Source organism: Streptomyces pacificus (assembly GCF_011766325.1).
Classification (GTDB): domain Bacteria; phylum Actinomycetota; class Actinomycetes; order Streptomycetales; family Streptomycetaceae; genus Streptomyces; species Streptomyces pacificus.
This window is the reverse complement of sequence record NZ_BLLG01000003.1, coordinates 467,333-489,855: the sequence shown is the minus strand read 5'-3', so window position 1 is coordinate 489,855 and position 22,523 is coordinate 467,333. Positions and strand designations below refer to the sequence as shown.

Annotated in this window: 20 protein-coding genes and 1 riboswitch; of the genes, 15 read left to right on the top strand and 5 right to left on the bottom strand. The window is 74.6% G+C overall.

Features of this window, described 5'->3' with window-relative positions:
• Positions 1–25 precede the first annotated feature (25 nt).
• Complete coding sequence (locus tag SCWH03_RS07235) at positions 26–697, bottom strand: class II aldolase/adducin family protein (protein ID WP_173263292.1); 672 nt, start codon at positions 695–697, stop codon at positions 26–28.
• A 214-nt stretch (positions 698–911) separates the two neighbouring features.
• Positions 912–1,064 (bottom strand): hypothetical protein, encoded by a 153-nt coding sequence (locus SCWH03_RS07230; RefSeq protein WP_173263291.1) that lies wholly within the window; start codon positions 1,062–1,064, stop codon positions 912–914.
• 411 nt (positions 1,065–1,475) lie between these two features.
• On the opposite strand from SCWH03_RS07230, the gene SCWH03_RS07225 reads away from it, so the two are divergent.
• The 7 genes from SCWH03_RS07225 to SCWH03_RS07195 all read left to right on the top strand — a co-directional run bounded on the left by SCWH03_RS07225 (position 1,476) and on the right by SCWH03_RS07195 (position 10,348).
• Positions 1,476–2,777 (top strand): inorganic phosphate transporter, encoded by a 1,302-nt coding sequence (locus tag SCWH03_RS07225; RefSeq protein ID WP_173263290.1) that lies wholly within the window; start codon positions 1,476–1,478, stop codon positions 2,775–2,777.
• Positions 2,778–2,789: 12 nt separating this feature from the next.
• Positions 2,790–3,011, top strand: coding sequence for a hypothetical protein (locus SCWH03_RS07220; protein WP_173263289.1), 222 nt, complete (start codon positions 2,790–2,792; stop codon positions 3,009–3,011).
• Positions 3,012–3,157: 146 nt separating this feature from the next.
• Positions 3,158–3,317, top strand: a riboswitch (cobalamin riboswitch).
• A gap of 31 nt (positions 3,318–3,348) precedes the next feature.
• The gene (locus SCWH03_RS07215) at positions 3,349–4,332 is read left to right on the top strand and encodes a cobalamin biosynthesis protein (protein ID WP_173263288.1); all 984 of its coding nucleotides are present in this window, start codon (positions 3,349–3,351) and stop codon (positions 4,330–4,332) included.
• Positions 4,329–5,978, top strand: coding sequence for a cobyric acid synthase (locus SCWH03_RS07210; protein WP_173263287.1), 1,650 nt, complete (start codon positions 4,329–4,331; stop codon positions 5,976–5,978). The genes SCWH03_RS07215 and SCWH03_RS07210 overlap by 4 nt, the downstream gene beginning before the upstream one ends.
• A 38-nt stretch (positions 5,979–6,016) precedes the next feature.
• Positions 6,017–8,203, top strand: a complete 2,187-nt coding sequence (locus tag SCWH03_RS07205; protein WP_254076614.1) for a putative cobaltochelatase — start codon at positions 6,017–6,019, stop codon at positions 8,201–8,203.
• The gene (cobO, locus tag SCWH03_RS07200) at positions 8,203–8,811 is read left to right on the top strand and encodes a cob(I)yrinic acid a,c-diamide adenosyltransferase (RefSeq protein WP_173263285.1); all 609 of its coding nucleotides are present in this window, start codon (positions 8,203–8,205) and stop codon (positions 8,809–8,811) included. Before SCWH03_RS07205 ends, cobO begins: the two co-directional genes overlap by 1 nt.
• A gap of 19 nt (positions 8,812–8,830) precedes the next feature.
• Positions 8,831–10,348 (top strand): cobyrinic acid a,c-diamide synthase CobB, encoded by a 1,518-nt coding sequence (locus SCWH03_RS07195; protein ID WP_173263284.1) that lies wholly within the window; start codon positions 8,831–8,833, stop codon positions 10,346–10,348.
• Between the two features lie 20 nt (positions 10,349–10,368).
• On the opposite strand, the gene SCWH03_RS07190 is transcribed toward SCWH03_RS07195, so the two are convergent.
• Complete coding sequence (locus SCWH03_RS07190) at positions 10,369–10,761, bottom strand: hypothetical protein (RefSeq protein ID WP_173263283.1); 393 nt, start codon at positions 10,759–10,761, stop codon at positions 10,369–10,371.
• Positions 10,762–10,814: 53 nt separating this feature from the next.
• Between SCWH03_RS07190 and SCWH03_RS28825 the strand changes: the two genes are divergently transcribed.
• Both SCWH03_RS28825 and cobC read left to right on the top strand, forming a co-directional pair.
• On the top strand, positions 10,815–11,300 hold the full coding sequence (locus tag SCWH03_RS28825; RefSeq protein WP_371872622.1) for a cobalamin biosynthesis protein: 486 nt from the start codon (positions 10,815–10,817) through the stop codon (positions 11,298–11,300).
• A 219-nt stretch (positions 11,301–11,519) separates the two neighbouring features.
• The gene (gene cobC, locus SCWH03_RS28820) at positions 11,520–12,569 is read left to right on the top strand and encodes an Rv2231c family histidinol phosphate aminotransferase CobC (protein ID WP_254076608.1); all 1,050 of its coding nucleotides are present in this window, start codon (positions 11,520–11,522) and stop codon (positions 12,567–12,569) included.
• 209 nt (positions 12,570–12,778) lie between these two features.
• Here the strand turns inward: cobC and SCWH03_RS07180 are convergent, their stop codons facing one another.
• The gene (locus SCWH03_RS07180; RefSeq protein ID WP_173263282.1) at positions 12,779–13,867 is read right to left on the bottom strand and encodes an amidohydrolase family protein; all 1,089 of its coding nucleotides are present in this window, start codon (positions 13,865–13,867) and stop codon (positions 12,779–12,781) included.
• 736 nt (positions 13,868–14,603) lie between these two features.
• Here SCWH03_RS07180 and ectA point away from each other — a divergent pair.
• The 4 genes from ectA to thpD all read left to right on the top strand — a co-directional run bounded on the left by ectA (position 14,604) and on the right by thpD (position 17,942).
• Complete coding sequence (gene ectA / locus SCWH03_RS07175) at positions 14,604–15,146, top strand: diaminobutyrate acetyltransferase (protein ID WP_173263281.1); 543 nt, start codon at positions 14,604–14,606, stop codon at positions 15,144–15,146.
• A 142-nt stretch (positions 15,147–15,288) separates the two neighbouring features.
• The gene (gene ectB / locus SCWH03_RS07170) at positions 15,289–16,557 is read left to right on the top strand and encodes a diaminobutyrate--2-oxoglutarate transaminase (RefSeq protein WP_173263280.1); all 1,269 of its coding nucleotides are present in this window, start codon (positions 15,289–15,291) and stop codon (positions 16,555–16,557) included.
• Between the two features lie 63 nt (positions 16,558–16,620).
• Positions 16,621–17,049 carry an ectoine synthase gene (locus SCWH03_RS07165; RefSeq protein ID WP_173263279.1) on the top strand — a complete coding sequence of 143 codons (429 nt, stop codon included), beginning with the start codon at positions 16,621–16,623 and terminating at the stop codon, positions 17,047–17,049.
• Positions 17,050–17,051: 2 nt separating this feature from the next.
• The gene (gene thpD, locus SCWH03_RS07160; protein ID WP_173263278.1) at positions 17,052–17,942 is read left to right on the top strand and encodes an ectoine hydroxylase; all 891 of its coding nucleotides are present in this window, start codon (positions 17,052–17,054) and stop codon (positions 17,940–17,942) included.
• A 175-nt stretch (positions 17,943–18,117) separates the two neighbouring features.
• Here thpD and SCWH03_RS07155 read toward each other — a convergent pair whose 3' ends face one another.
• The gene (locus SCWH03_RS07155; RefSeq protein WP_173263277.1) at positions 18,118–19,161 is read right to left on the bottom strand and encodes an aminotransferase class V-fold PLP-dependent enzyme; all 1,044 of its coding nucleotides are present in this window, start codon (positions 19,159–19,161) and stop codon (positions 18,118–18,120) included.
• A 534-nt stretch (positions 19,162–19,695) separates the two neighbouring features.
• Here SCWH03_RS07155 and SCWH03_RS07150 point away from each other — a divergent pair.
• Together SCWH03_RS07150 and SCWH03_RS07145 are read left to right on the top strand one after the other, a co-directional pair.
• A complete protein-coding gene (locus SCWH03_RS07150; RefSeq protein ID WP_173263276.1) occupies positions 19,696–21,144 on the top strand; it encodes a penicillin-binding transpeptidase domain-containing protein in 1,449 nt (482 codons plus the stop codon).
• A 135-nt stretch (positions 21,145–21,279) separates the two neighbouring features.
• Positions 21,280–22,476 (top strand): TerD family protein, encoded by a 1,197-nt coding sequence (locus tag SCWH03_RS07145; protein ID WP_173263275.1) that lies wholly within the window; start codon positions 21,280–21,282, stop codon positions 22,474–22,476.
• The last annotated feature ends 47 nt before the right edge of the window (positions 22,477–22,523 follow it).

Here is a 22,523-nt window from a genome sequence, read left to right as displayed (position 1 = left end):
AGCGGACCGGGCGGCGGGAGTGACGTCAGCGGTGCCGGCCGTAGCCGCGGAGCTTGTCGGCGGCCTCGCGGAGCTGCGGTTCGGAGAGGAGGGCGGGGGTGTGCCCGGGGACGGAGCGAGCGGCGAGCCACAGACGGCACATCCACTCCAACTGGGCCGTGCGGTCGAATGCCTGCTCGAGCGAGGCTCCGCAGGTGACCGTTCCGTGGTTGCGCAGCAGGGCACCGGTGCGGCCCTCCAGGGCACGCAGCAGGCCGGCGGCCAGCTCGTCGGTCCCGTACAGGGCGTAGGGGGCGACGCGTACGGGGCCGCCGAGGGCCGCCGCCATGTAGTGGATCGGCGGCAGTTCGTCGACGAGGGTCGAGACGGCGGTGGCGTGCACGGCGTGGGTGTGGACGACGGCCACCGCGTCGGTGGTGCGGTGGATCGCCAGGTGCATCGGGAGTTCGCTGGTGGGCGTGAGCTCGCCGAGGACCTGCCGGCCGTCGAGCCGGACACCGACGGCGTCCGCGGCGGTGAGCCGGTCGTAGTGCACCCCGGTGGGGGTGGCCAGCACGATGTCGCCGGTGCCGGTGGGGACGCGCAGGGACACATTGCCCGAGGTCCCGACGACAAGGCCGTCGGAGACCGTTCTGCGGGCGATGGCCACGAGGTCCGACCAGGCCCTGGATATCGCTTCCTGCTCCGCTTCGGTCATACGGGCGATCCTGTCAGCCCGGGCCGGCGGGGGCAGCGGCGGGGAGGCGGCGAACTGCCGCGGGCAAAGGCACGGGCACCCGCACCGGCACCGGCACCGGCACCGGCACCGGCACCGGCACCCAGAGCGTCGGCGCGGGCGTGACGAGGCCGGCGCGACGGGATAGGCGCCGAGGGCACGGCGGATACGGGCGCCCCGAGCACCGGGGGCCCGGTCAGCACGCCCGGGGCACCGCGAGCGCGGACACCGGGACCGCCTCGGCGCGGCAGGCACGGCCGTCCTCGGGAACCGGGCACGAGGGCACGGCGGGCGCGCGCAGCCCGAACACCGCCTCGTGCACCGCCCCGAGCACCGCCGGCGTGAACACCAAGGGCCATGGCACGTACGGTGAGCACGGCGAGCACGGCAGGGACGCCCAGCGCGGCGGCCGATCCGCACCGCCCGCGCGCACCGCGGAGCGGCCGACCGGCCGGAATTCGCCGCGGGGAGTTGGGAAGTGACCAGAATCTCTTCCGCCGTTCCCCCGCGCGACGCCGCCGGATCCCTCTACGGCCGCCGGACGGCCGCCGGGGGCCGCTACAGGCCCCCAGTTCGGGGTGATCGCGGGCGGCGCGCACCCGACCCGGCGGCGCGGGGGTGCCGCCGCGGACACAAGCGGAGGGTTCTCCACCCAGTTGGAGACACTCCGCCGCCCCTCCGAGTTCACCTTCCGTTCACTCGATAACCCTACGTTCACCCGCGCCACTACCATCCGAACGATTGCCTGGGTACCCGGTTCATGGAGCACATCACCCTGCTGCTCGCGATTGTCGTCGTGACAGCACTCGTGTTCGATTTCACGAACGGCTTCCACGACACCGCCAACGCCATGGCGACGACCATCTCGACGGGTGCGATGAGACCGAAGGCGGCAGTGGCGATGTCCGCCGTGCTGAACCTGGTCGGCGCGTTCCTCTCGGTCGAGGTCGCCAAGACGATCTCGGGCGGCATCATCAACGAGGCGGGCATCCGCCCAGAAGTGATCTTCGCCGCGCTGGTCGGCGCGATCCTCTGGAACCTGCTGACCTGGCTGTTGGGCCTGCCGTCCAGTTCCTCCCACGCCCTCTTCGGCGGCCTCATCGGCGCGGCCGTGATGTCCGCCGGGTTCTCGGCCGTCAACGGCGGCACGATCGTCACCAAGGTCCTGATCCCGGCCGTCGCGGCTCCCCTCGTCGCCGGCCTGGCGGCCCTCGTCGCCACGAGGCTGACGTACCGGATCGGCGGCACCACCGAGAACAGGTCCACCTCCAAGGGCTACCGCGCCGGGCAGATCGCCTCGGCCGGCCTGGTGTCCCTGGCCCACGGCACCAACGACGCGCAGAAGACCATGGGCGTCATCACCCTGGCGCTGGTCACCGGGGGCGTCCTGGCGCCCGGCTCGAACCCCCCGATGTGGGTCATCGTCTCCGCCGGCGTCGCGATCGCCCTCGGCACCTACCTCGGCGGCTGGCGCATCATCCGCACCATGGGCAAGGGGCTGACCGACCTCCAGCCGCAGCAGGGCTTCGCCGCGCAGACCAGCGCGGCGACCGTCATCCTGGCGTCCTCGCACCTCGGCTTCTCGCTCTCCACCACCCAGTCCTGCTCGGGGGCCGTGATGGGCGCCGGCCTCGGCCGCAAGGGCGGTGCGGTCCGCTGGTCCACCGCGACCCGGATGTTCGTCGCCTGGGGCCTGACCCTGCCCGCCGCCGCCCTCGTCGCCGCCGCAGCGGAGTTCCTGACCAAGCAGGGCACCTGGGGCATCGCCGCCGTGGCCGTGCTGCTCGTCGCGGGCTCCGGAGCCATCTGGGCGATCTCGCGCCGCCAGCCGGTCGACCACACCAACGTCACCGACGACGAGATCCAGCCCGCGGGCGTCGTCACCACCGCCATCGCGGCCGTCTCCCCGCCCCCGGCCGGCGTCGCCGCGGCCCCGGTGACCGGGCCCGGGTCCGAGCCGCCGGCCGCCGCCGGGACCGCCCCGGCCGCCCCGGGGGCGCTGACGGCCACCGTCGCGGCCCCGTCCTCCGAGTCAGCTCCGGCGCCCGCCGCCACGGTGTAAGGAAAGAACGACATGAAGATCGACTGGGCAGCTCTGGGCTCCGTCTTCGGCGTGAGCCTCATCGTGACCGTCGCCCTCGTGGGCCTGTTCACCGTGGGCATCGCGGGCCTCTCCAAGCAGGAGGCCGCAGCCGCGCAGGGCGGCTCGGCCGGACTCGCCCGCGCGGGCGCGTACGCCTGCTTCGCACTCTGCGCCGCGGCGGTGGCCTTCGGGATCTACCTGATCGTCGCCTGACGCCGCGGCACGGCCTCGTACCGGGGCCGGACCCGCCTGCCGGGCGGGCCCGGCCCCGCTCGTGTACACCGCCCGCCACCGCGTCCCGCACCGGCGCCGCGAGTGGCGGGGCCCCGTCCTGTCGCAGGTCAACGGCGAGTTGACGGGCGTTCGGGGCCCGTGGTGGACTTCCGGGGCCATTCACGGCAGCAGAAGAGGAAGCCGGTGCGAATCCGGCGCGGTCCCGCCACTGTCACGGGTGCGCTCCCTCGCGGAGCACCAGGGAGCACCCCGGAGCCAGGAACTCTTCGCCGCCGGTCACGTCGAGCCAGGGCGCGGACCCTGAGTGAGGACGCACATGCCTGCCGAAGCAGGGGGGCCGGCTCCGCCGCGCCCTGACATCACATTCGCTTGCGGCGCCGCCGCCGGGCTGGCCGGCGACCTGCTCCTCGGCGATCCGCGCCGCGGGCACCCGGTCGCGGTCTTCGGCCGGGCGGCCGCCACCGTCGAGCGGGGGCTCTGGCACGACCACCGAGGCTGGGGCGCCCTGCACACCGCCGTGTGCGCCGGAGCCGCGGTCGCCTCGGGAGCGCTCGCCACGACCTGGGCGCGCCGGTCGCGCGGCGCCGCCTTCGCCCTGACCGCAGCCGCCACCTGGGCCGTGGTCGGCGGCACCACGCTGGGCCGGGAGGCACGCGCGGTCGGCGCGGCGCTGTCGGCCGGGGACCTCGGCGCCGCACGGGAGCGGCTGCCGCATCTGTGCGGGCGCGACCCCCGGGAGCTGGACGGCCCCGCCATCGCCCGCGCCGTCGTCGAGTCCGTCGCCGAGAACACCTCGGACGCCGTCGTGGGCGCTCTCGTCTGGGGCGCGATCGGCGGGGTTCCTGGCCTGCTCGGGTTCCGCGCCGTCAACACCCTGGACGCGATGGTGGGCCACCGGTCCCCCCGCTACCGGCGGTACGGCTGGGCGTCGGCCCGGCTGGACGACCTGGCGGGGTGGCCCGGGGCCAGGCTCACCGCGGCGCTGGCGACCGTGGCGGGGGGCAACCCGCGCGGTGCGGTCCGGGCCTGGCGCCGGGACGCAGCGAAGCACCCGAGCCCCAACGCCGGCCCCGTGGAGGCCGCGTTCGCCGGGGCCCTCGGCGTACGGCTCGGCGGGACGCTGTCCTACGGCGGACGGGTCGAGCACCGGCCCGTGCTCAACGGCGACGACGGACGGGCCGTCGAGACCGCCGACATCGAGCGGGCGGTGCGGCTCTCGGCGCGCGTGGGGGGGCTGGCGCTCGCGGTGTGCGCGGGCGGGCGCCTGGCGGCCGGGGCGCTGCGGCGGAGGCGCACATGAGCGGGGGCGGGCTGCTGGTCGCCGGGACCACGTCGGACGCCGGCAAGAGCGTGGTGACGGCGGGGATCTGCCGCTGGCTGGTGCGCCGGGGTGTGAAGGTCGCCCCCTTCAAGGGGCAGAACATGTCCCTCAACTCCTTCGTCACCCGTGAGGGTGCCGAGATCGGCCGGGCGCAGGCCATGCAGGCGCAGGCCGCCCGGGTGGAGCCGACGGCCCTGATGAACCCGGTGCTGCTGAAGCCGGGCGGTGACCGCACCAGTCAGGTCGTGCTGCTCGGCCGGCCGGTGGGCGAGCTGAGCGCCCGCGGGTTCTTCGGGGGGCCGGAGCACCCGGCGGGGCCGGAGCAGGACGCCCGGCCCCCCGGAGGCATGCCGGACGGGGCCGGGGACATCTCCGCAGGAGTACTGCGCGGAGGGCGCCGGGAGGCGCTGCTCGAAACGGTGACGGCCTGCCTCGAGGAGCTCCGCGCCACCCATGACGTGGTGATCTGCGAGGGCGCCGGCAGTCCCGCGGAGATCAATCTGCGGCGCACCGACCTCGTCAACATGGGCATCGCCCGCGCCGCGCGGCTTCCCGTGCTGGTCGTGGGAGACATCGACCGGGGCGGGGTCTTCGCCCAGTTCTTCGGTACGACGGCGCTGCTGGCCCCCGAGGACCAGGAGCTGGTCGCCGGCTACCTCGTCAACAAGTTCCGCGGCGACGTCTCGCTGCTGGAGCCGGGGCTGGAGATGCTGCGCGGGCTCACCGGGCGGCGGACGTACGGCGTGCTGCCGTACGCGCACGGGCTCGGCATCGACGAGGAGGACGGGCTGCGCATCTCGCTGCGCGGCGCCGTGCGGGAGCCGGCGGTGGCGCCGCCGGTCGGCGAGGAGGTACTGCGCGTGGCCGTCTGCGCGGTGCCGCTGATGTCCAACTTCACCGACGTGGACGCGCTGGCGGCCGAGCCGGGCGTGGTCGTGCGCTTCGCCGACCGCCCCGAGGAACTCGCCGACGCCGACCTGGTGATCGTGCCGGGCACCCGGGGCACGGTGCGCGCCCTGGAGTGGCTGCGCGAGCGGGGTCTCGCGGGCGCCCTCGCCCGGCGGGCCGCCGAGGGCAGGCCCGTACTCGGCATCTGCGGCGGCTTCCAGGTGCTCGGGGAGCACATCGACGACGGCGTCGAGTCGCGGGCCGGAGCCGTGCCGGGGCTCGGGCTGCTCCCGGTCCGGGTGCGGTTCGCCGCGGAGAAGACCCTCGCCCGCCCGTCGGGCGAGGCGCTGGGGCAGCCCGTCGAGGGGTACGAGATCCACCACGGTGTCGCCGAGGTGCTCGGTGGCGAGGCCTTCCTCGACGGCTGCCGGGTCGGCCAGGTGTGGGGCACCCACTGGCACGGGTCGCTGGAGGGCGACGGGTTCCGCCGGGCGTTCCTGCGGGCCGTCGCCGCGGCGGCGGGCCGCCGCTTCGTCCCCGCCCCCGGCACCTCCTTCGCCGCGCTGCGCGAGGCCCAGCTCGACCGCCTCGGCGACCTCGTCGAGGAGCACGCGGACACCGACGCGCTGCTCCGCCTGATCGAGGGCGGCGCGCCCCCGGGCCTGCCGTTCGTCCCGCCGGGCGCACCCGGCCTCCCCGCTGCGACCACCGCCGGAACCCCTGGAGCCGCACCGTGAGCAACGCACCCCACTATCCGTTCACCGCCGTCGTCGGCATGGACGACCTGCGGCTCGCCCTGCTGCTGAACGCGGTCAGCCCGGCCGTCGGCGGTGTGCTGGTGCGCGGGGAGAAGGGCACCGCCAAGTCGACGGCGGTGCGCGCCCTCGCCGCCCTGATGCCCGAGGTCGACGTGGTCGCGGGCTGCCGGTTCTCCTGCGCGCCCGCGGCGCCCGACCCGCTGTGCCCGGACGGGCCCCACGAGGGCGCCCCGGGCGCGGCGCGCCCGGCCCGGATCGTCGAACTGCCCGTCGGCGCCTCGGAGGACCGGCTCGTCGGCGCGCTGGACATCGAACGCGCCCTGGCGGACGGGGTGAAGGCGTTCGAGCCGGGCCTGCTCGCCGACGCCCACCGGGGTGTGCTCTACGTCGACGAGGTCAACCTGCTCCACGACCACCTGGTCGACCTGCTGCTGGACGCGGCCGCGATGGGCGCCTCCCATGTGGAGCGCGAGGGCGTGTCCGTACGGCATGCCGCCCGTTTCCTGCTGGTCGGCACGATGAATCCCGAAGAGGGCGAGCTGCGGCCGCAGTTGCTGGACCGCTTCGGGCTGACGGTGGAGGTCGCCGCCTCCCGGGAGCCGGAGCAGCGGGTGGAGGTGGTACGGCGCAGACTCGCCTACGACGACGACCCCTCGGCGTTCGCCGCCCGCTGGGCGGCCGAGGAGGCCGTGCTGCGCGAGCGCATCACGGCCGCGCGGGCGGCGCTGCCCCGGGTGCGGCTCGGGGACGCGGCGCTCCGGCAGATCGCGGCCACCTGCGCGGCGTTCGAGGTGGACGGTATGCGCGCCGACATCGTGATGGCCCGCACCGCGGCGGCGCTGGCCGCCTGGGCCGGGCGCACGGAGGTAGGCGTGGAGGATGTGCGGCAGGCCGCGCTCCTCGCCCTCCCCCACCGGCGGCGGCGCAATCCCTTCGACGCACCCGGCCTCGACGAGGACATGCTCGACGAGACGCTGGAGCGGTTCGGCGGGGACGACCGGCCGGACCCCGATCCCGACAGCGATCCCGATCCAGGCCCCGGCGCGGACCCGTCCGGCCCGGACAGCGGCCCGGACGGCCCCGGCGGCGGCGCCCCACCGCAGAGCCGGGGGCCGGACTCGGCCGCCTCCGCCGCACAGTCCGAGCCGTCACATCAGTCCGAGCCGTCACATCCGTCCGGGGCGTCCCACCCGTCCGGCCCGTCCGACCCGTCCGACCCGTCCGCCGGGCAGCCGGAGCCCTCCGGGGCGCCCTCCCCGGGCGCCGGCGGCGAGCGGGCTGCCGAGCGGGCCGGGGAACCGTTCCGCACCAGGGCGCTCAGCGTGCCCGGCCTCGGCGAGGGCGCCGCCGGACGCCGCTCCCGGGCCCGCACCGAGCACGGCAGGACCACCGGAGCACAGCGGCCGCAGGGGACGCTGACCGCGTTGCACCTGTCGGCGACCGTGCGGGCGGCGGCTCCGCACCAGCACGCCCGCGGCCGCCGCGGACCGGGCCTCGTGGTACGCAGAGACGATCTGCGGCAGGCCACCCGGGAGGGCCGCGAGGGCAATCTCGTGCTCTTCGTCGTCGACGCCTCCGGCTCCATGGCGGCGCGCCGGCGCATGGGGTCGGTGAAGGGCGCGGTGCTGTCGCTGCTGCTGGACGCCTACCAGCGCCGGGACAAGGTCGGCCTGATCACCTTCCGGGGCACCGCGGCGGACGTGGCACTACCGCCGACCTCGTCCGTGGACACCGCCGCGGCCCGGCTCGGGGAGCTGCCGACCGGTGGCCGGACCCCGCTGGCCGCCGGCCTGCTGAGGGCCCACGACGTACTGCGGGTGGAACGGCTGCGCGACCCTTCGCGGCGGCCGCTCCTGGTGGTCGTGACCGACGGCCGCGCGACCGGGGCGGGCGGCGACGCCCTCGCGCTCGCCCGGCGCGCCGCCCGGCTGCACGCCGCCGGGGGCACGGCCGCGGTGGTCGTGGACTGCGAGACGGGCCCGGTGCGGCTCGGCCTCGCCGGGGATCTCGCCCGTGACCTCGGCGGCACCGCCGTCACCCTGGACGAGCTGCGCGCCGACAGCATCGCGGGGCTGGTCCGGGACGTACGGGCAGCGGCGGGCACGAGAACGGCGGCAGCGACCGGACCCGCATCGACGACCGGAACGGGAACGGCGACCGTAACGGCAACGGGCAGCATGGTCCGCGACAGGAGGGCAGCGTAGTGCCGCAGGGAAAGCCGGACGTGGTTCCGGACGACGGTCTCACCACCCGCCAGCGCCGCAACCGGCCGCTGGTGATGGTGCACACGGGCATCGGCAAGGGGAAGTCCACCGCCGCCTTCGGGATGGCGCTCCGCGCCTGGAACCAGGGCTGGCCGGTCGGGGTGTTCCAGTTCGTCAAGTCGGCGAAGTGGCGGGTCGGCGAGGAGAACGCACTCAGGGTCCTCGGCGCGAGCGGCGAGGGCGGCACCGTCCGCTGGCACAAGATGGGCGAGGGCTGGTCCTGGATCCAGCGCCCTCCGGCCGAGGGCGAGCAGTCCCACGAGGACAGGGCGCGCGAGGGCTGGGAGCAGGTCAAGCGGGATCTGGCCGCCGAGACGTACCGGTTCTACGTACTCGACGAGTTCGCCTATCTGCTCCACTGGGGCTGGATCGACACGGCCGAGGTCGTCCAGGTGCTGCGCGACCGGCCCGGAACCCAGCACATCGTCATCACCGGCCGCAACGCCCCGCCGGAACTCGTCGGGTTCGCCGACCTCGTGACCGACATGTCCAAGGTCAGGCATCCGATGGACGCGGGCCAGAAGGGCCAGCGGGGCATCGAGTGGTGACGCGGTCGGCAGGCAGAACGTGGTAGCGCGACTCGTCATCGCCGCGCCCGCTTCGGGCAGCGGCAAGACCACCGTCGCGACGGGGCTGATGGCGGCCTTCACGGCCGCCGGCCTCGCCGTGTCGCCGCACAAGGTGGGGCCCGACTACATCGATCCCGGGTACCACGCGCTCGCCACCGGGCGGCCGGGACGCAACCTCGACGCGTACATGTGCGGCACGGAGCTGATCGCCCCGCTGCTCGCACACGGCGCGCGCGGGTGCGACCTGGCGGTGGTCGAGGGCGTGATGGGGCTGTACGACGGGGCGGCCGGAGCCGGTGAGCTGGCCTCCACGGCCCAGGTCGCCAAGCTGCTGCGGGCACCGGTGGTCCTGGTCGTGGACGCCTCGTCGCAGTCCCGTTCGGTGGCGGCCCTGGTGCACGGATTCGCGTCCTGGGACCCGGAGGTGCGGCTCGGCGGGGTGATCCTCAACAAGGTCGCCACCGACCGCCACGAAACCCTGCTCCGGGATGCCCTGGAGGAGTCCGGGGTGCCGGTGCTGGGGGTGCTGCGCCGCGCTCCTGCGGTGGCGACGCCGTCGCGGCACCTGGGCCTGGTTCCGGTCGCCGAGCGGCGGGCGGAGGCCGTCGGCGCGGTCGGCGCGCAGGCCGAGCAGGTGCGGGCGGGCTGCGACCTCCCGGCACTGCTGGCCCTGGCGCGCAGCGCCCCGCCGCTCCCCGGGGACCCCTGGGACCCCGGCACGGCACTGGAGCCCCCCGCTGCCGGAGCCCCGAGTCGCCGGCCCGCCCGAGGAGGCGGCCTGAGGCCACCCGAAGCCGCCGGCCGGTGGTCCGCGCAAGCCCCGGACCCGGAGCCCCCGGGGGCCGGGGACCGGCGGACCGTCCGAGCCGGCGGCCCGAGACCGCTCGGGGCCGGCGGCCGGCGGACCGTGATCGCCGTGGCGGGGGGCGCCGCGTTCACGTTCTCGTACGCCGAGCACGCGGAGCTGCTGAGGGCGGCCGGTGCCGACGTCGTCACCTTCGACCCGCTGCGCGACGAGGAACTGCCCGCCGGCACGGCCGGCCTGGTCATCGGCGGCGGCTTCCCCGAGGTGTACGCCCCGGAGCTGTCCGCCAACTCCCGTCTCCGCAAGACGGTCGCCGAACTCGCCCGTGCGGGGGCGCCCGTCGCCGCCGAGTGCGCCGGGCTGCTGTATCTCGCGCGCTCCCTCGACGGCAGGCCCATGTGCGGGGTGCTGGACGCCGGCGCCCGGATGACGGAGCGGCTGACGCTGGGCTACCGGGACGCCGTGGCCGTGGGCGACAGCGCGCTGGCCCCGGCCGGGGCCCGGATGCGCGGCCACGAGTTCCACCGCACCGTGATCGAGCCGGGCGCGGGAGCGGCCCCGGCCTGGGGGCTCCGGCAGCCGGAGCCCCGGGTCGAGGGCTTCGTACAGGGCGGTGTGCACGCGAGCTATGTGCACACGCACTGGGCGGGCGCTCCGGGCGCGGCCCGCCGCTTCGCCGAGGGATGCGCGGCGTGGGAAGCGCGGGGATAGGCGCCGGTGGCCCCGGCACGTCACACCGCCCGGCCGGTCACCGGCCGGCGGAAGGCCCCGCCCCGGGCCGTGCACGGCGGCGTCCACCCGGCCGGGCGGGCCGGGCGGGCCCGGGGGACCTCCGGCAGGGCCTCCACGGCGGCGGGACGGAGCGGCGCAGCGCCGAAGAAGCCGGGGCAGCCGCCCAGCAGATGAGGCGGCATCGTGCACAGCGGTGTGGGGGCACCGCAGGCGGCCGGGCGGGGGGCAGCGGCGAACGGCATGGCGACGGCCCCGCGGCGCCCGGCCCCGTAGGGGCCGGTCACGGTGCCCGGGTGGAGGCCGTCAGCGGCGTCGTGGGGAACGGCCTCGGGCGCGACCGCCGGCCCCGTACCGCCGCCCGCCGGGAAGGCCGCGCCGAGCGCGGCGGGCACCGCCGTGGGTACCTGCCGTCCGATCCCGCCCCCGGCACACCGGGAGCCACGCCATGACAGGACGCACGGACCGGTTCGTCGTGGGGGTCGGGGCGCGCCGCGGTGCGCCCGCGGGCGAGGTGCTCGGTCTGGTCCGGGACGCACTGCGGGAGGCCGGTGCGGCGGCGGATTCGGTCGTGGCCTTCGCGACGGTGGCCGCCAAGGCACGGGAACCGGGTGTCGCAGCCGCGGCCGCCGCGCTCGGCGTCCCGGTGCGGGCCTACCCGGCCGCGGAGCTCGCCCGGGTACCGGTGCCGAACCCTTCCGCGGCGGCCGTCGTGGTGGGTACCGGGTCGGTGGCGGAGGCGGCCGCTCTCGCCGAGGGCGGGGAACTCGTCGTGGCGAAGAGGAAATCCGGCGGTCAGGGGCGCCCCGGCGCGGTGACCTGCGCCATCGTACGGCGTGCGGATCCTTCGGCTCCGCAGGCGGCCCCGGCGCCCGGGGAGCCCCGGGCTCCCGCACCGGTCCCGCCGCCCGGGGAGCCGGTGGCGCCGGAATGATCCCGGATCCGAACGACGGCGGGCCGGCCGGACAGCACCGGCGGCGTCGCCACCACCGCCGCCGCCGCCACCACCGCCACTACCGCAAGGAGAACAGTTGACTCCCCCGCCCGCACCGCTCATCGCCGCGGACGGCCTCCCCGACGAGTCGGCCGGTCCGGTCGCCGACCGCCATCGGCGGGCCGCCGCCCCACCGGTTCCGGCCCTGGCGGGACGACCGTGAGCGACGCCGGCTTCCACGATCTGCGGCACCACGGCGACGCGGAGGTCCGCGAGGGCGGACTGACCGATCTCGCGGTCAACGTCCGCACCGGCACCCCTCCGGTGTGGCTGCGGGAGCGCATCGCGGCGTCCCTGGCGTCGCTCGCCGCCTATCCGGACGGCCGTGCGGCACGGGCGGCGGTCGCGGCGCGGCACGGGGTACCCGTGCGGCGGGTGCTGCTGACCGCGGGCGCTGCGGAGGCCTTCGTACTGATCGCGCGGGCCCTGCGGGTGAGCCGTCCGGTGGTGGTGCACCCCCAGTTCACGGAGCCCGAGGCGGCGCTGCGGGACGCGGGGTACGAGGTGGGGCGGGTCGTGCTGCGCGCGGAGGAGGGATTCCGGCTGGATGCGGCCGCCGTGCCCGAGTCCGCGGACCTGGTCGTCGTCGGCAATCCCACCAACCCGACATCGGTCCTCCACCCGGCCGCCGAACTGGCCCGGCTCGCCCGGCCCGGGCGCATCCTGGTCGTCGACGAGGCGTTCATGGACGCGGTTCCCGGCGAACCGGAGACCCTCGCCCCGCGCACCGATGTGCCCGGGCTCGTCGTGGTCCGCAGCCTCACCAAGACCTGGGGCCTCGCGGGGCTGCGCATCGGCTACGTCCTGGCCGAGCCCGGCACGGTCGCCCGGCTCGAACGGGCCCAGCCGCTCTGGCCGGTGGGGACCCCCGCGCTCGCCGCGGCCGAGGCGTGCATGTCGCCGCGGGCGCTCGCGGAGGCCGCCCGGGCGGCCGACCTGATCGCGGCGGACCGGGCGCATCTGCTCGCCGGCCTGGCGGAGTTCGACGAGGTACGGGCGGTGCCGGCGGCGGGCCCGTTCGTCCTCGTCCGCATCGGCCGCGCGGACGAGGTGCGCGAACGGCTGCGGGCACTCGGCTTCGCGGCCCGGCGCGGGGACACCTTCCCGGGGCTGGACCGCGACTGGCTGCGGCTCGCGGTGCGCGACCGCGCCACGACGAACCGCTTCCTCCAGGCACTCGACCAGGCACTCGCCCTCGTCGGGGCGTAGCCGCCGCGCGGCGGTGCGGCGGACGTGAAGGCGCGGGGCGGTCGCCTGCGGAGCGTGCCCCCGAGCGGGATGCGGCGTCGCCGCCGGGTGGCGCGGACCGTGACGCCCGCGGTGACACCCGCGGTGGCACCCGTCGTGCCGCCGGCGCCGACCGCGGCGCGGGCCTCCCGGGGCCCGCACGCCCGGCCCCCGGTCCGCGGCACGGCCCGTCAGCCGACGACACGCCCCCGCAGGACCACCGCACTCGGCGCCGCCAGCACCCGTACGTCCGCCCTCGGGTCGCTCTCGTACACGACCAGATCCGCGGGGGCGCCTTCCTCCAGGCCCGGCCGCCCCAGCCAGGCCCGTGCGCCCCAGGTCGTCGCGGCGAGCGCGTCGGCCACCGGGAGCCCGGCCTTGACCAGTTCGGCGACCTCGGCGGCCACCAGCCCGTGCGGCAGGGAACCGCCGGCGTCGGTGCCGACATAGACCGGGATGCCCGCGTCCCAGGCCGAGCGGACGGTGTCGTAACGGCGCTCGTGGAGCCGTCGCATATGGTCCGACCAGCGCGGGAACCTGCTCTCGCCACCGGCCGCGAGCTGCGGGAAGGTGGCGATGTTGACCAGCGTCGGGACGATGGCCACGCCGCGCTCGGCGAACAGCGGGATCAGGTCCTCGGTCAGTCCGGTGGCGTGCTCGATGCAGTCGATGCCCGCCTCGACGAGGTCGCGCAGCGAGTCCTCGGCGAAGCAGTGCGCGGTGACCCTCGCGCCCAGGCGGTGCGCCTCGGCGATGGCGGCCTCGACCGCGCCGCGCGGCCAGCAGGCGGTGAGGTCGCCCACCTCCCGGTCGATCCAGTCGCCGACGAGTTTGACCCAGCCGTCGCCGCACCGGGCCTCGCGCCCCACATAGGCGACGAGGTCCTCCGGCTCGATCTCGTGGGCGTAGTTGCGGATATAGCGGCGGGTGCGCGCGATGTGGCGCCCGGCGCGGATGATCCTCGGCAGGTCCTCGCGGTCGTCGATCCAGCGGGTGTCGGCGGCGGATCCGGCGTCGCGGATGAGCAGGGTGCCCGCGTCGCGGTCGGTCAGCGCCTGCTTCTCGCTGGTCGCCTCGTCCACCGCGCCGTGCCGGTCGAGCCCGACGTGGCAGTGCGCGTCGACCAGACCGGGCAGCACCCAGCCCCGGACGGTGCGGACGTCCCCGGCGGCCGGGCGCCGGTAGGCGACGCGCCCGCCGACCACCCACAGTTCGTCCCGCACGTCGTCCGGCCCGACGAGTACCCGCCCCTTCACATGCAGCACCGCGTGATCGCTCATGGGGGGCACTCTACGAGCCCCTCTCCGGGGCCCGTCCCGCGACCGGTGGCACCCGGCACGGCCGGGGGCGCGGGGGCCGGACACCCAGTTCGCAGGGTGCGCAGGGTACGCAGGAGACACCCGGGCCCGCCCGCTCGCGGCGGCCCGGCGAGGGCCTCGGGAGCCCGGGGCCCGAGGCGGCCGGAGGGCGGCGGAACCCCGTGAACCCCGGGGCCCCCGTGAACCCCGAAGACCCTGGGGGCGCAGCAGGGCCCGGGGCCGCGGAGAGGTCCGAGAGCCGCAAGACCCCGGGGCCCCCTGGAACGCGTGGGCCACCGCGGCTCCCGCGGTGCCGTTCTCCACCGCGGATGCCGGCGGGGCTGTGTGGGCGCGCTTTGCCGCACTCCCCGAATCCCGACAGAACCCATTCTCCCAGCCACACCGAAAAACAAACAGAGCATTAATAAGAGAATTCCGTGAGCACCTTTTCCAAGAGCTGCTCCCTGTGTTCGTCTGCCCGCTTTCCCGGGCCCTAAACGCATCGATTCCCGCGAGGCCCGAGAGTCATTCCACGAGCCTCTCGCCAGTGTGACGGACACCACACAAACGGCGTTCTGTCCGATAAATCCCGGCCAAAAGGGATAATTCACCCCAGGCTCACGCCAGGGTGCGCGCTCGCGCGATAACACATCGGGCAAGACTCGCCAACCCCTCCCCACGATGCATTTTATGAATTTGCTCGGTAAATTGAATCCGCATGACCACCGCACTGAGCATCGACAGCCCGAGCGTGGAGGACGGAGCCGCCATCTGGCGTATAGCCCGCGACTCCGAGGTCCTGGACCTCAACTCCTCGTACAGCTATCTGCTGTGGTGCCGCGATTTCGCCGCGACCTCCGTGGTGGCCCGCGGCCCGGACGGCGAGCCGATCGCCTTCGTCACCGGTTACGTCCGGCCCGAGCGCCCGGACGTGCTGGTCGTCTGGCAGGTCGCCGTCGACGGCGGGCACCGCGGCCGCGGACTGGCCGGCACGCTCCTCGACGCACTCACCCACCGGGTCGCCCCGCGCGGCATCCGCGCGATCGAGACGACCGTCACCCCGGACAACACCGCCTCCGACCGCCTGTTCACCTCGTATGCGGCCCGGCACGGCGCGTCGCTGGACCGCGAGGTCCTGTTCGACGGAGGGCTCTTCCCCGACGGGGGACACCAGCCCGAGGTGCTGTACCGCATCGGACCCATCGGACCACCCATCGGACCCGGCGCCTCCGGCGGAACCGCCGCCCCCGGCGGCGACTGAGGCCGGTGGACCAGCCGGTCCCGTGTCCCGTGCCCCGGACCCGGACCTGTTGTTCCGGCGCCGGGCCGCCCCGGCACGCCCGCACACCCCCGCACGACCCGCATCCCAGCTCCGTCCGACCCCACATCAGGAGTGACACGCTGTGACCATCACCCCGCCCGCCCTGAGTGTCTTCGAGACCCTGGAGTCGGAGGTGCGCAGCTACTGCCGCGGTTGGCCCGCCGTGTTCGACCGCGCGCAGGGCGCCCGCCTCACCGACGAGGACGGCCACACCTATCTCGACTTCTTCGCCGGCGCAGGATCGCTCAACTACGGCCACAACAACCCCGTACTCAAACGCGCGCTGCTCGACTACCTGGAACGCGACGGCATCACCCACGGCCTGGACATGGCGACGACCGCCAAGCGCGCCTTCCTGGAGAGCTTCCAGAACGCCGTACTGCGGCCGCGTGACCTGCCCTACAAGGTCATGTTCCCCGGCCCGACCGGCACCAACGCCGTCGAGGCCGCGCTGAAGCTGGCCCGCAAGGTGAAGGGCCGCGAGTCGATCGTCTCCTTCACCAACGCCTTCCACGGGATGTCGCTCGGCTCCCTCGCGGTGACCGGCAACGCCTTCAAACGCGCCGGTGCCGGCATCCCGCTGGTCCACGGCACCCCGATGCCGTTCGACAACTACCTGGACGGCCAGGTCCAGGACTTCCTCTGGTTCGAGCGCCTGCTCGAGGACCAGGGGTCCGGGCTGAACAAGCCCGCCGCGGTCATCGTCGAGACCGTGCAGGGCGAGGGCGGCATCAACGTCGCCCGCCCCGAGTGGCTGCGGGCGCTGGCCGACCTGTGCCGGCGTCAGGACATGCTGCTCATCGTCGACGACATCCAGATGGGCTGCGGCCGCACCGGCGCCTTCTTCTCCTTCGAGGAGGCGGGCATCGCCCCGGACATCGTCACCCTGTCGAAGTCCATCAGCGGCTACGGCCTGCCCATGTCCCTCTGCCTGTTCAACCCGGAGCTGGACGTCTGGGAGCCGGGCGAGCACAACGGCACCTTCCGCGGCAACAACCCCGCCTTCGTCACGGCGGCCGCCGCGCTGGACGCCTACTGGGCCGACGGGCAGATGGAGAAGCAGACCCTGGCCCGCGGCGAGCAGGTCGAGCAGGCCCTCCTGGGCATCTGCGACGAGAACTCCGCCCTCGGCGCCCACTACCGCGGCCGCGGTCTGGTCTGGGGCCTGGAGTTCGCCGACAAGAGCCGTGCGTCGGCGGTCTGCGCGCGCGCCTTCGAGCTGGGCCTGCTGCTGGAGACCTCCGGCCCGGAGAGCGAGGTGGTGAAGCTGCTGCCGCCGCTCACCGTGACGCCCGACGAACTGGACGAGGGCCTGCGCACTCTGGCCCGCGCCGTCCGCGAGACCGCCTGACGCCCCCCGCGGCACCCCGACCCACCCCCCGTACGGCGAGAAAAGAAAGGTTCTGAGAACACCGTGATCGTCCGATCGCTCAAGGACATCGAGAACACCGACCGGCACGTCCGTTCGAAGTCCGGCACCTGGGAGAGCAAGCGGATCGTGCTCGCCAAGGAGCGGGCGGGCTTCTCCCTCCACGAGACCGTGCTGTACGCGGGCACGGAGACGTCGATGTGGTACGCGAACCACATCGAGGCCGTGCTCTGCGTGGAGGGCGAGGCCGAGCTGACGAACGACGAGACCGGTGAGGCGCACTGGATCAGGCCCGGCACGATGTACCTGCTGGACGGCCACGAGCGCCACACGCTGCGTCCCAAGACGGACTTCCGCTGCGTCTGCGTCTTCAACCCGCCCGTCACCGGACGGGAGGACCACGACGAGAACGGCACCTACCCCGCCCCGGAACCCGAGGCCGGGGGGAACCACCAGCACACCGAGGAGGGCTGACCATGACCACCGCGATCACCGACCTCTACCCGACCCGCGGCGCCACCGAGACCGCCGTCCCCCGCCAGGACCCGGTGGTGTGGTCGGCGCCCGCAACGCCGGGCCCGATCTCCGCGGCCGACCTCCAGGGATACGAGCACGACGGCTTCCTCGCCATGCCCGAGCTGCTCACCCCGGCCGAGGTGGAGATCTACCGCGCGGAGCTGGACCGGCTGGTCGACGACCCGCTGATCCGCGCCGACGAGCGCTCGATCGTCGAGCCGAAGTCGCAGTCGGTCCGCTCGGTGTTCGAGGTCCACAAGATCAGTGAGGTCTTCGGGGCCCTGGTACGGGACGAGCGCGTCGTGGGCCGGGCGCGGCAGATCCTCGGCTCGGACGTCTACGTCCACCAGTCGCGGATCAACGTCAAGCCCGGGTTCGGGGCCTCGGGCTTCTACTGGCACTCGGACTTCGAGACGTGGCACGCCGAGGACGGGCTGCCGCACATGCGGACCGTGTCGGTGTCGATCGCCCTCACCGAGAACTACGACACCAACGGCGGGCTGATGATCATGCCCGGCTCGCACAAGACGTTCCTCGGCTGCGCCGGCGAGACTCCCGAGGACAACTACAAGAAGTCGCTGCAGATGCAGGACGCCGGCACCCCGTCGGACGGAGCGCTGACCGCGTTCGCGGACCGGCACGGCATCCGGCTGTTCACCGGCAGGGCCGGCTCGGCGACCTGGTTCGACTGCAACGCGATGCACGGTTCCGGGGACAACATCACCCCGTACGCGCGCAGCAATGTCTTCATCGTGTTCAACAGCGTGGAGAACGCCGCGCGGGAGCCGTTCGCAGCGCCGGTGCCGCGTCCGACGTTCATCGGCGCGCGGGACTTCACGCCGGTGAGGTGAGCTCGGGGCCGGTTCCGGGGGACGCCCCGGAACACGGCGTCGGAGCGCGGTGACCGCACCTCCCGGTGGGGCCGCCGCGAGATGCGGGCAGGGGGCCGGCCGCACCATCGGCCGGCCCCTTCCCCATGCCCGGAGGCCGGAGCCCGGCCGGCCGGCAGCCGGCGGACGCGCCCGGTCAGCCCGAGAGCACGTCGAGCGCCCGGTCGACATCGGCGGCCGAGTTGTAGAGGTGGAACGAGGCCCGCAGAACGCCGGCCCTGGCCGACGTGACGACTCCCGCGCGGGCGAGCCGGGGCCCGCGCTCGCCGAGTCCGGGTACCCCGACGATCGCCGAGTCGCCGCGCACCGGCTCATGCCCGAGCCCCACCAGTCCGGCCCGGAACCGGGCCGCGAGCGCGGTGCCGTGGGCGTGCACCGCCGCGACACCCGTCTCCTCGAGCAGCGGCAGGGACTGCGCCGCCGCGTGGTAGGAGAGGTACGAGGGCGGCTCGTCGTAGCGTCTGGCCGAGCGGGCGAAGTCCTCGACCGGCCCGTAGGTGCTCCCACCCGGGTCGTTCGCCGCGTACCGGCCCGCGTGCACCGGGACCAGCGACTCCTGCGCCTCCTCGGTGACGGTGAGGAAGGACGCGCCGCGCGGGCACAGCAGGTACTTGAACCCGGCGGTGACCGTGTAGTCGTACCGTCCCGCGTCCAGCGGAAGCCAGCCGGCGGCCTGGCTCGCGTCCAGCAGGACGCGCGCGCCGTGCACGGCCGCGGCGGCCCGCACCGCCGGCAGATCGGCGATCCGGCCGTCGGCGGACTGCACCGCGGACAGCGCCACCAGCGCGGTGCCGGGCCCCACCGCCTCGGCCAGCGAGTCGAGCGGGGCGTACCGCACCTTCAGGTCCCGGGTGGTGAAGGGGGTGACCACGGAGGTGAACTCCCCCTCGGGGACGACGACTTCCGCCCCGGCCGGCAGGGAGGCCGCGATCAGCCCCACGTGGACGGCGACCGAGCCGCCGAGCGCGACCCGGTCCGCGGACACCCCCATCAGCCGGGCGAAGGACGCTCTGGCGGCCTCGACGGCCCCGGTGCTGCCCGAGCCCTCCGGGCGACCGTCGGCGATCTCCTGGGCGAGCCGTCCGACGGCCTCCACCGAGCGCCTCGGCAGCAGGCCGCAGAAGGCGGTGTTCAGATACGTCGACGTGGGCGCGAACTCGGCGCCCCCCAGGGTGTCCATACGCCCCCACCCTAACGGGGCGTCCACCCGTCCCGGCTGTCGCGTCGGCCTCGGCCGTCGCCCCCGACCCGCGTACGCGGCCTCCCGGTTCGGGGGGCTGCCCGCGAGACCGGTGCCGCACCCGCCGCGGCCTCCTCCCCCGGGTGGCTCGGCAGCCCAACCCGACCGCGAGCAGACGGTCAAGGGCGCGCCGTGCGGCGCCCGGAACCGGCCGGGGCGCGGTGTGGCGACCTCGGCCCCCCGGGCGCTGCTGCTGCTGGTACCGGAACGGCCGCTGCACGCCCTGGCGGCCCCGACAAACGGGCCCGGTGGGCGAGTCCGGGTGGGCGAGTCGGGATAGGTCGGTCCCGATCGGCCGCTCACCGCCGCAGAACGTGCCCGGCCCGACCCGTCCGGGGCATCCCGTCCGGGGCATCCCGTCCGGGGACGCCCCCGAGGCATCCCGCTCGGGGCGCTCCCCGGCCTGATGAGGGTTCGGTGAGAAAACCGACCCCTCCGGAACGGGACTCCCCGTGCGACTCGTCCTACTGTGAGATGAACAAGACGATCAGGCGCACCGCGGTCTTCAGCCTGCTCCTGGTGTTCGCCCTGCTGCTGCGGGCGACCTGGGTGCAGGCCTATGAGGCCAAGGCGCTCGCGGACGACAAGCACAACCGGCGGAACACCATCGCGCAGTACGCGCAGCCGCTCGGCGACATCGTCGTGGCCGGCTCCCCGGTCACCGGCTCGCAGCGGACGGAGGGAGGCGACCTCGCCTACCAGCGCACGTACACGGACGGCGCCCTCTACGCGCCCGTCACCGGCTACAGCTCACAGGCGTACGGATCCACTCAGCTCGAGGGCATCTACGGCGATGTGCTCGACGGCACGGACAGCCGGCTGAAGAACCCGCTCGACGTCCTCGTCGGCAAGCAGGCCCAGCCGGGGGACGTGCTCACCACCATCGACCCGGCGGTCCAGCGGGCGGGCTTCGAGGCGCTCGGCGACACCAAAGGCGCCGCGGTCGCCATCGATCCGGCCACCGGGCGGGTCCTGGCCGTGGTGAGCACTCCGTCGTACGACCCGTCGCAGATCAGCGGGACCACGGACGGCGAGGCATGGCAGCAGCTCACCGAGGACGAGGACCAGCCGATGGTCAACCGGGCCCTCCGGCAGCCGCTGCCGCCCGGCTCGACCTTCAAACTGGTGGTCGCCGCGGCGGCGCTGGAGGACGGGCTGTACTCGTCCGTCGACGAGCCGACCGACAGCCCCCAGCCCTACACCCTGCCGAACACCCGGACGGTGCTGGTCAACGAGAACGCTTCCGCCCCCTGCGAGGACGCCACGATCCGCACCGCCCTGCGGTACTCCTGCAACAACGTCTTCGGCAGGATGGCGGAGCAGCTCGGCAAGGACAAGCTCCGGGCGATGGCGGAGAAGTTCGGTTTCAACGACTCCGAGCAGGACGTCCCCGTGCGCGCCGCCACGAGTGTGTACCCGGCGGACATGGACGAAGCGCAGACGGCACTGACCGGCATCGGGCAGTTCGAGGTCACGGCCACCCCGCTGCAGATGGCCATGGTGTCGGCCGCCCTGGCCGACGACGGGCTGCTGGCGTCGCCGCATATGGTGTCCAGGGTCGTGGACGCGGACGGGTCCACCCTGCGGGAGTACCCGGACTCCGACACCGAGCGAATCGTTTCCTCACGGACCGCGGAGCAACTGCGCAGCGCGATGGTCACGGTCGTGGAGGACGGTACGGGCAGCAACGCCCGGATCGACGGCGCCGAGGTCGGCGGCAAGACGGGAACCGCCCAGCACGGCGAGAACAACAGCGCGACGCCGTACGCCTGGTTCACCTCGTACGCCGAGGACGCCGGGTCCGGGGCCATGGTGGCGGTCGCCGTGGTCGTCGAGGACTCGGGGGCGGCGCGCTCCGAGGTCAGCGGCAACGGACTCGCGGCGCCGATCGCGCAGCAGATGATGCGGGCGGCACTCGCCTAGCGCGCACCGGAACCGGAAAGACTGATTCCGGCTGGTGGGCGGGGCGCGGTATGCAGGACCCGTCAACGTCCCGTCCCGTCCCGGCCCGGCCCAAGGTAAGGGAACGGCAAAGCGATCTCGCTCGTTACCCCAGTCATGACAGCTATGACCCCCGGCTCGAACATCCCCCTGGCCGCCACCCGTGTGGCGGTGGACGTCGCCGCTCCGGTGCGGCTCGACGTATCGGGCCTGCTGCTCACCTCCGACGGCAAGGTGCGCTCCGACGACGACTTCATCTTCTACAACCAGCCCTCGGGCCCCGGGGTGACCTACCGCGCAGGCGGCGGCTCCGCGCCGGACGCGATCATCGTCGACACCGCGGCCGTTCCGCCCGGCATCGAGAAGATCGTCGTCACCGCCAGCCCGGACGCCGCCGGGCAGACCTTCCAGGGCGTGGAGCCCACCGCCACGATCAGGGACGCCGACGCCGGCTCGGCGCTGGCGACCTTCACGCCGCCGCGCCTGGGTGCGGAGACGGCCCTGGTCGTCGTGGAGATCTACCTGCGGAACGGGGCGTGGAAGGCGCGCGCCGTCGGTCAGGGGTACGCGAACGGGCTGGCCGGCATCGCCACCGACTTCGGGGTCTCGGTCGACGAGGAACCGGCCGCGGCGCCCCCGCCCGCGGTAGCGGTGGGCGCGTCCTCGGCTCCGGCCGCACCGGCAGCCGCCCCCTCGCCCGCGCCTTCGCCCGCCTCCGCGGTCCCACCCGGCTCCGGCAAGATCAACCTGGACAAGGGGCGGGTCAGCCTCCGGAAGAACCAGACCGTGTCCCTGGTCAAGGGCGGCCGTCCGCTGCTCTCCCAGGTCAAGATGGGGCTGGGCTGGGAGCCCGCCCACCGCGGCCGGGACATCGACCTGGACGCCTCCGTGATCGCCTACGGACCGCAGCGCAACCACCTCGACAGCTGCTACTTCGGCAAGCTCTCCATCCTGAACGGCGCGATCAAGCACTCCGGCGACAACCTCACCGGCGAGGGCGCGGGCGACGACGAGGTGATCGTCGTGGATCTCGGCAGGCTCCCGGCCGAGGCGACGGGACTCGTCTTCACCGTGAACTCCTTCTCGGGCCAGAAGTTCACCGAGGTCGCGAAGGCGTACTGCCGGCTGATCGACGCCGCGACGGGCGAGGAGCTGGTGCGCTTCGACCTCACCGGCGCCGAGCCGCAGACCGGGGTGATGATGGCGAAGCTCATCCGCCAGTTCTCGGGCGAGTGGGAGATGACCGCCATGGGCGAGTTCGTGAAGTCCCGGACGGTCCGGGGCATGGTCAAGCCGGCCGCCCGGGCGCTGTGAGCCGGGGCGCGCACCCCGGGCTTCCGGGCCGCCGCCGGTCAGCGGCG

Bases quoted from the DNA above. Each gene is read 5' to 3' on its own strand.
- SCWH03_RS07235 (WP_173263292.1), bottom strand. From the start codon at position 697: ATGACCGAAGCGGAGCAGGAAGCGATATCCAGGGCCTGGTCGGACCTC.
- SCWH03_RS07150 (WP_173263276.1), top strand. From the start codon at position 19,696: ATGAACAAGACGATCAGGCGCACCGCGGTCTTCAGCCTGCTCCTGGTG.
- SCWH03_RS07210 (WP_173263287.1), top strand. From the start codon at position 4,329: ATGAGCGGGGGCGGGCTGCTGGTCGCCGGGACCACGTCGGACGCCGGC.
- SCWH03_RS07215 (WP_173263288.1), top strand. From the start codon at position 3,349: ATGCCTGCCGAAGCAGGGGGGCCGGCTCCGCCGCGCCCTGACATCACA.
- thpD (WP_173263278.1), top strand. From the start codon at position 17,052: ATGACCACCGCGATCACCGACCTCTACCCGACCCGCGGCGCCACCGAG.
- SCWH03_RS07205 (WP_254076614.1), top strand. From the start codon at position 6,017: ATGGACGACCTGCGGCTCGCCCTGCTGCTGAACGCGGTCAGCCCGGCC.
- SCWH03_RS07220 (WP_173263289.1), top strand. From the start codon at position 2,790: ATGAAGATCGACTGGGCAGCTCTGGGCTCCGTCTTCGGCGTGAGCCTC.
- ectA (WP_173263281.1), top strand. From the start codon at position 14,604: ATGACCACCGCACTGAGCATCGACAGCCCGAGCGTGGAGGACGGAGCC.
- SCWH03_RS07145 (WP_173263275.1), top strand. From the start codon at position 21,280: ATGACAGCTATGACCCCCGGCTCGAACATCCCCCTGGCCGCCACCCGT.
- SCWH03_RS07180 (WP_173263282.1), bottom strand. From the start codon at position 13,867: ATGAGCGATCACGCGGTGCTGCATGTGAAGGGGCGGGTACTCGTCGGG.
- SCWH03_RS07155 (WP_173263277.1), bottom strand. From the start codon at position 19,161: ATGGACACCCTGGGGGGCGCCGAGTTCGCGCCCACGTCGACGTATCTG.
- SCWH03_RS07225 (WP_173263290.1), top strand. From the start codon at position 1,476: ATGGAGCACATCACCCTGCTGCTCGCGATTGTCGTCGTGACAGCACTC.
- SCWH03_RS28825 (WP_371872622.1), top strand. From the start codon at position 10,815: ATGACAGGACGCACGGACCGGTTCGTCGTGGGGGTCGGGGCGCGCCGC.